This window comes from Microbacterium sp. BH-3-3-3, assembly GCF_001792815.1.
Lineage (GTDB): Bacteria > Actinomycetota > Actinomycetes > Actinomycetales > Microbacteriaceae > Microbacterium.
This window is the reverse complement of the sequence record NZ_CP017674.1, coordinates 3,030,241-3,042,524: the sequence shown is the minus strand read 5'-3', so window position 1 is coordinate 3,042,524 and position 12,284 is coordinate 3,030,241. Positions and strand designations below refer to the sequence as shown.

The 12,284-nt window shown below is 69.8% G+C and carries 13 protein-coding genes; 4 read left to right on the top strand and 9 right to left on the bottom strand.

The annotated features are described in order from the left end of the window. Positions 1-8 precede the first annotated feature (8 nt). Positions 9-380 carry a hypothetical protein gene (locus tag BJP65_RS14040; protein WP_070409541.1) on the bottom strand — a complete coding sequence of 124 codons (372 nt, stop codon included), beginning with the start codon at positions 378-380 and terminating at the stop codon, positions 9-11. 45 nt (positions 381-425) lie between these two features. Beyond that, positions 426-1,379, bottom strand: coding sequence for a thioredoxin domain-containing protein (locus BJP65_RS14035; RefSeq protein ID WP_070409540.1), 954 nt, complete (start codon positions 1,377-1,379; stop codon positions 426-428). 210 nt (positions 1,380-1,589) lie between these two features. Between BJP65_RS14035 and BJP65_RS14030 the strand changes: the two genes are divergently transcribed. Together BJP65_RS14030 and BJP65_RS14025 are read left to right on the top strand one after the other, a co-directional pair. Continuing rightward, on the top strand, positions 1,590-2,693 hold the full coding sequence (locus BJP65_RS14030; protein WP_055838259.1) for an ABC transporter ATP-binding protein: 1,104 nt from the start codon (positions 1,590-1,592) through the stop codon (positions 2,691-2,693). An 81-nt stretch (positions 2,694-2,774) separates the two neighbouring features. Then, positions 2,775-4,097 (top strand): DUF4032 domain-containing protein, encoded by a 1,323-nt coding sequence (locus BJP65_RS14025; RefSeq protein WP_055838263.1) that lies wholly within the window; start codon positions 2,775-2,777, stop codon positions 4,095-4,097. A gap of 63 nt (positions 4,098-4,160) precedes the next feature. Here the strand turns inward: BJP65_RS14025 and BJP65_RS14020 are convergent, their stop codons facing one another. Genes BJP65_RS14020 through cysS form a run of 3 tightly spaced genes read right to left on the bottom strand, consistent with a single transcriptional unit; the run spans position 4,161 to position 7,208 of the window. Then, positions 4,161-4,802, bottom strand: a complete 642-nt coding sequence (locus tag BJP65_RS14020) for an NAD(P)-dependent oxidoreductase (protein ID WP_070409539.1) — start codon at positions 4,800-4,802, stop codon at positions 4,161-4,163. 17 nt (positions 4,803-4,819) lie between these two features. After that, on the bottom strand, positions 4,820-5,821 hold the full coding sequence (gene rlmB, locus BJP65_RS14015) for a 23S rRNA (guanosine(2251)-2'-O)-methyltransferase RlmB (protein WP_055838266.1): 1,002 nt from the start codon (positions 5,819-5,821) through the stop codon (positions 4,820-4,822). Next, on the bottom strand, positions 5,814-7,208 hold the full coding sequence (gene cysS / locus BJP65_RS14010; RefSeq protein WP_070409538.1) for a cysteine--tRNA ligase: 1,395 nt from the start codon (positions 7,206-7,208) through the stop codon (positions 5,814-5,816). Before cysS ends, rlmB begins: the two co-directional genes overlap by 8 nt. Before the next feature lie 68 nt (positions 7,209-7,276). Between cysS and BJP65_RS14005 the strand changes: the two genes are divergently transcribed. After that, positions 7,277-7,738 carry a GNAT family N-acetyltransferase gene (locus BJP65_RS14005; protein WP_055938212.1) on the top strand — a complete coding sequence of 154 codons (462 nt, stop codon included), beginning with the start codon at positions 7,277-7,279 and terminating at the stop codon, positions 7,736-7,738. On the opposite strand, the gene ispD is transcribed toward BJP65_RS14005, so the two are convergent. Together ispD and BJP65_RS13995 are read right to left on the bottom strand one after the other, a co-directional pair. Next, complete coding sequence (ispD, locus tag BJP65_RS14000) at positions 7,735-8,922, bottom strand: 2-C-methyl-D-erythritol 4-phosphate cytidylyltransferase (RefSeq protein ID WP_070409537.1); 1,188 nt, start codon at positions 8,920-8,922, stop codon at positions 7,735-7,737. The two genes, BJP65_RS14005 and ispD, sit on opposite strands and share 4 nt — an antisense overlap. Positions 8,923-8,965: 43 nt before the next feature. Beyond that, on the bottom strand, positions 8,966-9,448 hold the full coding sequence (locus BJP65_RS13995; protein ID WP_055838280.1) for a CarD family transcriptional regulator: 483 nt from the start codon (positions 9,446-9,448) through the stop codon (positions 8,966-8,968). A 161-nt stretch (positions 9,449-9,609) separates the two neighbouring features. Between BJP65_RS13995 and BJP65_RS13990 the strand changes: the two genes are divergently transcribed. Beyond that, the gene (locus BJP65_RS13990) at positions 9,610-10,173 is read left to right on the top strand and encodes a hypothetical protein (RefSeq protein WP_055838283.1); all 564 of its coding nucleotides are present in this window, start codon (positions 9,610-9,612) and stop codon (positions 10,171-10,173) included. A 57-nt stretch (positions 10,174-10,230) separates the two neighbouring features. Here the strand turns inward: BJP65_RS13990 and BJP65_RS13985 are convergent, their stop codons facing one another. Beyond that, positions 10,231-10,914, bottom strand: a complete 684-nt coding sequence (locus BJP65_RS13985) for a response regulator transcription factor (RefSeq protein ID WP_055838286.1) — start codon at positions 10,912-10,914, stop codon at positions 10,231-10,233. Beyond that, complete coding sequence (locus BJP65_RS13980; RefSeq protein WP_070409536.1) at positions 10,911-12,125, bottom strand: cell wall metabolism sensor histidine kinase WalK; 1,215 nt, start codon at positions 12,123-12,125, stop codon at positions 10,911-10,913. Before BJP65_RS13980 ends, BJP65_RS13985 begins: the two co-directional genes overlap by 4 nt. Between the last annotated feature and the right edge of the window lie 159 nt (positions 12,126-12,284).

Below are 12,284 nucleotides of genomic sequence, written 5' to 3'. Positions count from 1 at the left end.
ACCCGACCTCAGGTGTGTGTTCCGCTCTCTCGATCCCATTCGAGCGACTTCCACTGCAGGAACGAGCAGAGGTTGCCCGCCACGACGAGCTCTGCCGCGAGGCTCGCCATGTCGTGCGGCGAGAGCGTCAGGTCTTCGGGACGTCCCGTCAGGGTCGCCTCCCACAGGGGCTGGTCGTAGCCCTTCGGCTGCATGTAGATCGACGCCTTGGCGTTCATGAGGCTCATGACCACGAGACCGGTGTCCTGGCTGTCGGCGTCTTCTTGTTCGACGACCTTCAACCGGCCGGCGAACAAGTGTCCCTGCTCGCGGAACTCCTGCACCCACTCCTCCAGCTGCGCGCCGGAACGGCGCGGCGGGGAATCCTCGATCTGGTCCATGTCACCTGAATCGTACAGCGATGCGTTCACCGGCGGGATAGCGATTCAGCCTACGGGCGTCGCCGTCACCGACGGGGTCGGCGTAGCGGTCGAGTAGTAGGCGTTGCTGTCGACCGTGAGCACGAACTGCGCGAATTCCTTCGCGTCATCCATGCGTCCCACGTACGGCGTTCCGTTGACCAGCACCGTCGGGGTGGCCGTCAGTGCCTGACCGTTGGTGTTGGGGAGTCCCTTGATGGCGCGATCTGTCGCGGCCTTCGCCCACCCGGTGTACGTCTCGTCTTCGATGCAGGTGCGCACGGCGGCGATGTCGCCCACTCCCGCGCCCTGCGCCATGTCGGCGAGCTGCTGATCGCTGTAGCCGTCGGAGTCGACCGCGGGCTGATTCGTGAGCAGCTCGTGGTTGTACGCGAAGAAGCGATCCGACGCATGGGTGGCCACGCACGCGGCCGCGCCGGCGGCGCGCAGGCTGTACTTGGTGCCGTTCGACTTCGAGGTGAGCATCGCGACGGGGTAGTACGTCAGCGAGGCAGCGTCGTCACCTACCCACTTCGACAGCTGGTCGGCGTTGGCCGTCTCGAACTCGCGGGCCTCGGTCGACATGTAGTCGACGTACACGCGGATGTCGACGGGGGACGCCGTCCCCGTGGGGGTCGGCGTGGGTTCCGCCGTCGGCTCCGCACCCGCGGCCATCGTGGCCGCATTGCCGTCGATCGTCTGCTGCGCGCCCGGGTCGGCGACGCCCGAGGCGCTCGACACCATGAAGCCGTCGTCGGCCGCAGCTCCCGGCAGCGCCTGGGAACGCGGGTCGTGCGAGCTGAGGGCCGAGGTCACCGCGACGGCACCCACGGCAACGACGGCCACCGCACCGACGCCGATCAAGGAGCGACGCGCGATTCGCCAGCGCGTCTGCTTCGCCTTGACCTGCTGCGCCTTCTCGCGGACCGCCCCGCGGCGGTCGCGCTCGGCGGGCGAATTCGGTGACTGGTCGTTGGACATGGAACCTCTCGGGCACGGACTTCTGCCGCAGGAAATTGGGGGGACGCACGGGTGAGCGAACGAGCACCGATGCTAGCTAGGCAGTCTGGGAAATGACCAGACACGTGGCATACTGACCCTTGCGTCCACTGTCGGGCGCACGGGGTCGCCCCCGTTTTCCATTCACTACGGATCGTCCGGCACGTACCTGCCGGTGAAGGAGAAGAAAAAATGGCGTCCGTCACGTTCGACAACGCAACCCGTCTGTACCCCGGCGGAACCCGCGCCGCCGTCGACAAGCTCAGCCTCGACGTCGCCGATGGCGAGTTCCTGGTTCTCGTCGGCCCCTCCGGCTGCGGAAAGTCCACCTCGCTGCGCATGCTCGCGGGCCTCGAAGAGGTCAACTCGGGCCGCATCATGATCGGTGACCGCGACGTCACCGACGTGCCCCCGAAGGACCGCGACATCGCGATGGTCTTCCAGAACTACGCGCTGTACCCCCACATGACCGTCGCCGAGAACATGGGCTTCGCGCTCAAGATCGCCGGCATCGGCAAGGAAGAGCGTGCCGCTCGCGTGCTCGAAGCCGCCAAGCTCCTCGACCTCGAGCAGTACCTCACGCGCAAGCCGAAGGCCCTCTCGGGTGGCCAGCGTCAGCGCGTCGCCATGGGTCGCGCCATCGTGCGTCAGCCCCAGGTGTTCCTCATGGACGAGCCGCTGTCGAACCTCGACGCCAAGCTCCGCGTGCAGACGCGTACGCAGATCGCGTCGCTGCAGCGCCGCCTCGGCGTCACCACGGTCTACGTCACGCACGACCAGACCGAGGCGCTCACCATGGGCGACCGCATCGCCGTGCTCAAGGACGGCCTGCTCCAGCAGGTCGGTACCCCGCGCGACCTGTACGAGACGCCCAAGAACGTCTTCGTGGCCGGCTTCATCGGCTCGCCCGCGATGAACCTCTTCACCGTCGACCTCGCCGAAGGCGGCGTGCAGTTCGGTGACATGGTCGTTCCCGTCGAGGCCGACACCATCGGCAAGGCGCACGGCTCCGAGGTCACCATCGGTGTGCGTCCCGAAGACATCCAGGTCGCCCCGGCCGACGGCCGCGGCCTCAAGGTCGTCGTGGACCTCGTCGAGGAGCTCGGCGCCGACGGCTACCTGTACGGCCACACCGACATCAACGGCAAGCGCACCGACCTCGTCGCGCGCGTCGACGGCCGCCGTCACCCCAACGCGGGCGAGACGGTCGTGCTGGCGCCGGTCCCCGGCCACATCCACGTGTTCGACCTCGAGTCGGGCGACCGCCTGACCGACCGGGCCATCGCTTCGGCCTGACCTGACGCACCGTCGCGGCGCGTCCCGGTTCCCGATTCATCGGGGGCAGGGGCGCGCCGCACCGCTTTTTCCGGAGGTACCGTGAGCGACTCGCTCAGCATCACCGCCAGCACCGTCGACCCGGGCCTGCTGCAACTGCCGTGGTCGACGGGGCTCGCCGACTGGTCCAGCAACCACATCGTCGCCCTGCCCAAGGGCATCTCCCGCCACCTGGTGCGCTTCGCCAACCTGTCGGGCCGGGTCGTGGCGATCAAAGAGACCACCGAAGAGATGGCGCGTCGCGAGTACGACATGCTGGGCAACCTCGACCGTCTCGCGTCGCCGTGCGTCGAGCGGGTGGCCGTCATCGCCGGGCGCACCGACGCCTCGGGCCGCCCGTTGCCGGCGGCGCTGGTCACCTCGCACCTGCGCTTCTCACTCCCCTACCGCGCCCTCTTCACGCAGGTGCTGCGCCCGCACACCGCCACGCGTCTCGTCGACGCCCTCGCGGTACTGCTCGTGCGGCTGCACAACGTGGGCTTCTACTGGGGTGACGTGTCGCTGTCGAACACCCTCTTCCGCCGCGACGCCGGCGAGTTCGCGGCATACCTCGTCGACGCCGAGACGGGCGAGCTGCACGGCAACCGCCTGAGTCCCGGCCAGCGCGCCCACGATCTCGACATCGCGCGCACCAACATCGCCGGCGAGATCATGGACCTCGAGGCCGGCGGGCGACTCGAGGGCGGTGTGGATGCCGTGGCGATCGCCGACGGACTGGTGGCGTCGTACCACTCGCTGTGGGCGGCCCTCACCGACAAAGAGACCTTCGCCGTCGACGAGTCCTGGCGTATCACCGAGCGCGTGCACAGCCTGAACGCGCTCGGATTCGACATCGGCGAGATGTCGATCCGCACCGCGAGCGACGGCACGCAGGTGTCCATCCAGCCCAAGGTCGTCGATGCGGGCCACCACCAGCGGCGGCTCCTGCGCCTCACCGGTCTCGATGTCGAAGAGAACCAGGCGCGACGCCTGCTGAACGACCTCGACGAGTTCCGCGCCCGGGTGTCGCGTCTCGGCGCCGACGAAGAGATGGTCGCGCACGAGTGGCTCACGCGCGTGTTCGAGCCGATCGTGATGGCGATCCCGTGGGACCTGCGCGCCAAGCTCGAACCGGCCGAGGTCTTCCACCAGGTGCTCGAGCACCGCTGGTACATGTCACAGGCGCGGGGGCGCTCCGTGCCCCTGGCCGAGGTGGTCGCCTCCTACATCGACGACGTGCTGCGCCACCGGCGCGACGAGGCCACGGTCATGGGGCCGCCGACCGACACGATGTCGCTCGCTACGGTGTCCGACGTCGACGCGCCCGAGACCGGCGCGGTGCCCACGACCGACACGGACGCCGTCGACTGGCGCGATCTCGTCTGAAACGGCGAGGCCGTGGCATCCGGGACGAATCCGGGATGCCACGGCCTCGAACCGTGGAGGGCCTCAGTAACCGACGGTGAAGCGTCCCCGGGAGTGGCGCGGGTTCTCGATCTCGTCGAGGACGGCGACCGCGAAATCGGCACCACCGATGAACGAGTCGCCGTTGTCGTCGACGACGAGCACGTCGCCGCCGTCGCGATAGGTTCCCGTGCGCTCCCCCGGTGCCCACGAGCCGAAGCCCCCGGCCGGGTGCACGTAGAACCAGTCGCGGCCGGTGTCGTCGGCCTGCAGGTCTTCGAGCATGCCGATGGCCTCGCGGGCTTCGGGCTTGTACTCCTCGGCGAAGCCGTCGGTGTCGATGAGGCGAGGACCACCGTCGGCGACGAGCGAGCCGCCGGCGCCGCCGATGACTCCCAGACGCACCCCGTCGGGCAGCGCGGTGGCCAGCTGGGCGATGGCGGGGCGGAGCTTGCCCTCCATGTCGCCGCGCGGGGCGGCCGCCGACACGACGACCTCGACGCCTTCGAGTTCGGCGACGAGACCGGGCACGTCGAGGACGGTGCCCTCGATGTACGTCGCACCCTCGACGCGCTCGGCCGGGACCGAACGGGCGACGGAGACGACGGTGTGGCCGCGGCGGACGGCCTCGGTGACGATGTGGCTCCCGGCGTAGCCGGTGCCTCCGATGACAGCGATGCGGGGCATGGTGTTCCTCTCGACGGTCAGTGGGCGGCGCGCAGCGACGACACCTGGTACAGCGCGACGGATGCCGCGATGCCGGCGTTGAGCGACTCGGTGGCGGTCGAGATCGGGATCGACACGACCTGGTCGCAGGTCTCGGTGACGAGGCGCGACAGCCCCTTGCCCTCGGAACCCACGACGATCACGACGGGACGGTCGGCGAGGGCGAGGGCGGGCAGCGACACGTCGCCGTCACCGTCGAGCCCGAGCACGAACACGCCCTGCTTCTTGAACTCCTTGAGCGTCGCGGTGAGGTTCGCCGCGAGCGCCACGGGGATGCGCGCGGCAGCTCCCGCACTCGTCTTCCACGCCGCGGAGTTGACGCTCGCCGACCGGCGCTGCGGAATGATCAGACCCTGTCCGCCGAAGGCACCGGTGGAGCGGATGATCGCGCCGAGGTTGCGAGGATCGGTGATGCCGTCGAGGGCGACGAGAAGCGGCAGCTCGCCGCGGTCGACGATCTGCTCGAGCAGGTCCTGCGGGTGCGCGTAGGCGTACGGGGGGACCTTGAGGGCCACTCCCTGGTGCACGCCGTCGAAGCCGGCCATACGGTCGAGCTCGGGGCGCGTGACCTCGAGCACCGGGATGCCGCGGTTGGTCGCGATCGACAGCATCTCTTTGACGCGGTCGTCCATCTCGACGCGCTGCGCGATGTACATCGCGGTCGCGGGGATCTTCGCGCGCAGGGCTTCGAGCACCGAGTTGCGGCCGGTGACCGTCTCGGTGTCGTCGTTCGCCTTGGCGCGGCCACCGCGATTCTGGTTCCCCCCGACCGCGCGCACGCCGGGCTTGGACGTGCCCCCGGCGGCGGCGTAGCGCTCTTGGGCGGCCTTGCGCTTGCCGGCGGGGTGCCAGGCGCGGTCCTCGGCCTTGGGGGTCGGTCCCCGACCCTCGAGCGCCTTGCGGGAGTGCCCGCCGGTGCCCTTCAGGGGACCCTTCTTCTTGCCCGTGTTGCGCGCGCCCGGGCGTCCTGGCTTAGGCATTGATACTCCAATGTGTTCCGGCCGGAGTGTCCTCCAGCGTGATTCCTGCGGCAGCGATGGCGTCGCGGATGCGATCGGCCCCTGCCCAGTCCTTGTCGGCTCGCGCCTGCGATCGCTGGGCGATCATCGTCTGCACGAGGGCATCGAGAGCCATGTCCGTCGACCCGGTCGCGACCGCGGGCTCCGAGGCATCCAGACCCAGGATGCCGAGCATCGCGACGACGGAGCGGTGAGCCGTGATCGCGGCGTCGAGGTCGTGCCCGTCGATCGCCGCGTTGCCCGCACGCACGGTCTCGTGCAGCACGGCGAGAGCCTGGGGCACTCCGAGGTCGTCGTCCATCGCCGAAGCGAAATCTGCGGGGATCTCGCCCGGCACGGTTGCGAGCGGGTCGGCGCCGGCGGCTCGGAGCGCGCGCTGCCCGAAGGTCGAGATGCGCTCGAGCGCCGCGGCGGCCTCGTCGAAGGCCCGGTCGGAGATGTCGAGGTTCGAGCGGTAATGCGCGGCAGCGAGCGCGTAGCGCACCACCATCGGGTCGCGCGCATCGAGGACATCGCTCGCGAGGGTGAAGTTGCCGAGCGACTTCGACATCTTCTGTCCGTCGACGGTCACGAGTCCGTTGTGCACCCAGTAACGCGCGAAGGCGTCACCCGCGGCGGTCGACTGGGCGATCTCGTTCTCGTGGTGCGGGAAGCGCAGGTCGAGTCCACCGCCGTGGATGTCGAACTCGGGCCCGAGGTAGCGCCGCGACATGGCCGAGCACTCGATGTGCCACCCCGGGCGTCCCGCGCCCCAGGGCGACGCCCAGATCGCCGACTCGGGCTCCCCGTCTTTCGCGCCCTTCCACAGAGCGAAATCGCGCGTGTCGCGCTTGCCGCGGGGGTCGGCGTCGGCCGCCGATTCCATGGCATCCGGGCTCTGACGGGTGAGCTCGCCGTAGGCGGCCCAGGAGTGCACGTCGAAGTACACGTCGCCGTCGGCGGCGTAAGCGTGCCCCCGCTCGAGGAGCTCGGCGATGAGCTCCTGCATCTGGGTGATCGATGCGGTCGCCCGCGGCTCGTACGTGGGGGCGAGGATGCCGATGGCGGCGTAGGCCCGAGAGAACTCGAGCTCCATGCGATACGCCAGGGCCCACCACGGCTCGGCGTCGGTGGCGTTCGCGAGCACCTTGTCGTCGATGTCGGTGACGTTGCGCACGAACGTCACGCGCCCGAACCGGTGGGCGAGCCAGCGGCGCAGGAGGTCGAAGGCGAGCGCCGCGCGCACGTGCCCGATGTGCGGCCCGGACTGCACCGTCGGTCCGCAGACGTAGACCGTGACGTTCGAGGGGTCGAGAGGGACGAAGTCGCGCAGGACCTGCGCCTTCGTGTCGTACAGCCGAACAGTCACCGCCCTAGCCTACCGGCCGCCCCTCACGACGACATGTGAGGGAAACATGCGCTCGGTACGGTGCCGACATGCCCCTCATCATCCGTCCCGACGACCTCTCCGGAGACGAGACCCGCGACCTGGTCGCCGCGCACCTGGCCGGCATGCTCGAGAACACCCCGATCGAGAGCGTGCACGCGCTCGACATCGACCTGCTCACCGCCGAGGGGGTGACCGTCTGGTCCGCCTGGGTCGACGACGAACTCGCCGGTATCGGCGCGTGCAAAGACCTCACCGCCGACCGCGCAGAGGTGAAGTCGATGCGCGTGGTGGACCGCTTCCTCGGTCAGGGCATCGGCCGCGCGCTGCTGCGCCACATCGTCGACGACGCCCGGGAACGCGGCATCCGGAGCCTGTGGCTCGAGACCGGGAGCACCGATGACTTTCTTGCGGCGCGACGCCTGTACGCAAGCGAGGGATTCGTCGAATGCCCGCCCTTCCCGCCCTACGCGGCCGACCCCCTGTCGACCTTCATGACGAGGCAGCTCTAGATCGGAACGACCAGGGCGGTGGCGAAGGCCGCGACGCCCTCGGTGCGGCCGGTGAAGCCGAGACCGTCGGTCGTCGTCGCACTCACCGCGACGGGTGCGCCGCCGAGCGCGGCCGACAGCACCCGCTCCGCCTCTTCGCGTCGTCCGGCGAAGCGCGGACGATTGGCCTGCACCTGCACGGCGACGTTGCCGACCCGCCACCCCGCCGTGTGCAGCAGCCCGAGGGTGTGGGCCAGGAACGCCTCGGCGTGCGCCCCGGCGAACTCCGGACGATCGGTGCCGAAGTGGGTTCCGATGTCGCCGAGGCCGGAGGCGGCGAGCAGCGCATCGACGATCGCGTGTGCGACGGCGTCACCGTCGGAGTGCCCCGACAGCGCCGGCTCCCCGGGCCATTCGAGGCCGGCGAGCCAGAGCGTGCCGTCTCCACCGAATCCATGCACATCGGTGCCGAGTCCGACGCGGGGCACGTCCTTCGCGGCCTCGGCGGATGCCGACGATGAAACGAGCGCGCGGGCGCGCTGCAGATCGGGGGCGGTGGTGATCTTGAACGACGACGCGTCTCCCGCGACCGTGACCACCGCATGGCCGGCCGCCGCGACCAGTGCGGCGTCGTCGGTGTGATCCGCGTCGGCCACGGCCACGGCCGCCTCGAGCTCGGCCCGGCGGAAGCCCTGCGGCGTCTGTGCGGCCGCGAGCTCGGAACGGTCGACGCCCTCGACGACGCGGCCGTCGGTGTCGACGCGCTTGATGGTGTCGACGACCGGGACGGTGGGGATGACAGCGGCCGCCCCCGCGGCGACGGCGGCGACCACACGGTCGAAGACGGCGGGCGGGGTGAGCGCACGGGCGGCGTCGTGCACGAGGACGATGTCGACCTCAGCGCCGAGCGCCGCGAGGCCGGCGGCGACCGACTGCTGACGCGTCTGCGCCCCCGTGACCACCGTCACGCGGTCGTCGCGCCCGCCCGCGGCGCGCGCCGAGGCGAGGGCCTCGGTCTCGTAGCCGACGGGCACGACGACGATGGTCTGCGCGTCGGGCCCCGAGAACACGCCCCGCAACGCGTGGTGCAGGATCGTGTGCTCGTCGAGCGCGACGAACGCCTTCGGGCCGCCGCCGTTCAGGCGCGTACCGGAACCGGCGGCGACGACGATGATCGCGAGACGAGGAGCGGGTGCAGAAGTCACCCGCCCACGCTAGCGCGCGCCCCGTCGACCGGAGCGGAGGGCGTCAGGACGCGAGGACCTCGTCGAGCACGAGGCCCGCACGGTCTTCGTCGGTCTTCTCGGCCAGAGCGAGCTCGGAGACGAGAATCTGCCGCGCCTTGGCGAGCATGCGCTTCTCGCCGGCCGACAGTCCGCGATCCTGGTCGCGGCGCCACAGGTCGCGGACGACCTCGCTGACCTTGATGACATCGCCGGAGGCGAGCTTCTCGAGGTTCGCCTTGTAGCGACGCGACCAGTTGGTCGGCTCCTCGGTGAAGGGTGCACGCAGCACCTCGAAGACGCGGTCGAGACCCTCTTTGCCGATCACGTCGCGAACGCCGACGAGGTCGACGTTGTCGGCCGGGACCTCGATGACGAGGTCTCCCTGCGTGACGTTGAGCTTCAGGTATTTCTTCGTCTCGCCCTTGATGACGCGTTCCTTGACCTCGATGATCGTGGCCGCGCCATGGTGCGGGTAAACGACGGTCTCGCCAACCTCAAAAAGCATGGAGTTATGTCCTTTCGGCAACACCCAGGATACCACAGGCTCAGATGCGCTATTGTTCCGCCCACCTTTGCCGACCTCCCCTTCCCGTGCGTGCGAGGGCGGGCGGACACCGCGAACCCCGTAGGATGATGACGATGTCGTCTGTCGATCTTGGAGGATCCGTGAAAACGCGCCTGATCGCGTCCATCGCCGTGGGTGCCGCCGTCGTGCTGGGCACGACTGGATGCAACATCCTCGCCCCGCAGGCGACCACCATCGACTACTCCGCCTCTGACGGGATCAACGTCCCCGCGGAGTCCGGCCCACTGTCGGTACGCAACGTCCTGATCGTCGCGAACGGCGACGGAACGGTGGGCAATTTCGTCGCCGCCGTCGTCAACGACACCACCGACCCGCAGACCCTGCGCATCGAGGTCGGCGAGGGCTCGTCGGCCGTGCGTTCCTCGGTGAACGTCCCGGCCCAGCGCACGCTGAGCCTGGGCGACCTCGCGAACGACGTCGAGCCCCTGCGCCTCGACGGCATCGACGCCCAGCCCGGATCCACGGTGTCGGTCTACTTCCAGTCCGGTGACGGCGAAGGGGCGCTCATGCAGGTCCCCGTCCTCGACGGCGCCCTGGAGTACCTCGCGCCGCTGGCGCCGACCGCGACCCCGTCGCCCTCGCTGACGCCGATCCCCGTGCTGCCCACGGTGACCCCGACGCCGAGCCCGACCCCCTCGTCCTGAAACACGACGAAGGCGCCGACGATCCGATCGTCGGCGCCTTCGTCGTTCGTGGGAGGGTCAGCCCTCGAAGCGGTAGCCGAGTCCACGCACGGTGACGAGCATGCTGGGGTCGCTGGGGTTCTCTTCGATGCGCGAGCGGATGCGCTTGATGTGCACGTCGAGCGTCTTCGTGTCGCCGAAGTAGTCGGTGCCCCATACCCGGTCGATGAGCTGGCCGCGGGTCAGCACGCGCCCGGCGTTGCGCATGAGCACCTCGAGGAGCTCGAACTCCTTGAGCGGGATGCTGATCTCCGCACCGTTGACGGCGACCGTGTGCCGGTCGATGTCGAGCACGACCCGTCCGCCGGTGAGGATGCGGTCGTCGAGATCGGCCTCCTCCGGAGCGCGTCGGCGCAGGACCGCCCGCATGCGGGCCAGCAGCTCGCGGGTGGAGTAGGGCTTCGTCACGTAGTCGTCGGCGCCGAGTTCGAGACCCACGACGATGTCGACCTCGGAGTCCTTCGCCGTGAGCATGATGATGGGCACCTGCGTCGTCAGCCGGAGCTGGCGGCACACCTCGGTTCCGGGCATGCCCGGGAGCATGAGGTCGAGCAGCAGGATGTCGGCTCCTCGCTCGCGGAAGGCGGCGAGCGCGAGCGTGCCGTCTTCGGCGATCTCGACCTCGTATCCCTCTCGACGAAGCAGATAGGCCAGGGGGTCGGCCAGGTCGGGTTCGTCCTCGACGATCAGAACACGAGTCATGCGGTGTCTCCCTTCGCGGGGACGGTCGGCGCGCCGCCGGCCTTGCGGCCCTTGCGACGCGGTTTGGAACGGGCGGGGTCGATGTCGGGCGCCTCCGACAGGGGGAGGCGGATGGTGAAGGTCGATCCTCGGTCGGGCCGCGACCAGAGTCGCACCTCACCGCCGTGGCGCTGCACCGCGTGCTTGACGATCGAGAGGCCGAGCCCGGTTCCGCCGGTGCGGCGAGAGCGTGCCTGATCGGCACGGTAGAAGCGCTCGAAGACGCGGGCCTGATCGGCCTCGGGGATGCCGATGCCGCGGTCGGTCACGGCGATCTCGACGACGCCGTCGTCGAGTTTGACGCCGAGCCCGACCTTGGACCCCTGCGGCGAGTAGGCGATCGCGTTCGCGACGAGGTTTCCGACCGCCTCGGTCAGGATCTGCGGTTCTCCCCGTACCCACAGCCCCTTCGTGCCGCCGCGCACCACGGTCACCTGCGCCTGATCGGCCTGCACGGTGTGGGCTTCGACGGCCGAGGTGACGACCTCGTCGATCGAGACCGCGCGGACGTCGCGCAGCTCATCGGAGGCCTGCAGCCGCGACAGGCTCAGGATGCGGTTGACCAGCGCCCCCAGACGCGTCGCCTCGGCCTGCAGCCGCGACGAGAAGTGACGGACCTGATCGGGGTCGTCGGCGGCTGATTCGATGGCCTCGGCGAGCAGACTGACAGCCCCCACGGGGGTCTTCAGCTCGTGGCTGGTGTTGGCCACGAAGTCACGGCGCATCTCTTCGACGCGCTCGCGCTCGGTGATGTCGCGCAGCACCAGCAGGGTGAGGCGCCCCGAGATGGGCGTGGCGCGGACCGCGACCAGCCGGGGCTCGGCCGGGGCCGCACCGCGACGGAGCCGGAGGTTCTCACCGATGCCCGCGCCCGTGTCGCGTGCCACACGAGCCACGCGGCGCAGGTCGTCGCTCGCGATGACCTCGCCGGATCGCAGCCCGAAGACTTCGGCGGCGGGCGAGAGCGCCAGCACGGTCGACGACATGTCGCACACGATCGCGGGGTCGTCCATCGCCCCCAGCATCGCCTCCACGCCCTCGGGCACTTCGACGGAGGTCTGCGCCATGGAGCGGTCACGGGCCCGCAGCGCGACGACCAGCAGGCCGACCACCGAGCCGCCGACGAGGAGTCCGACGAGGAGCGCGAGCAGCGGGAGCTGCGTGTGTTCCATGGCACCAGCGTAGAGCCGCCGATCGAACGTCACCCGCCGTTCACCCCCGCCGGGCAGTCGGGAGAGGCTACTATTCACTGTCACTGCACCGCTCGTTAACCTTCGCTGGGAAGAATCCCCGAAGGTAGCGGGACGTATGTGTGCCGTGCCGCCGACGGA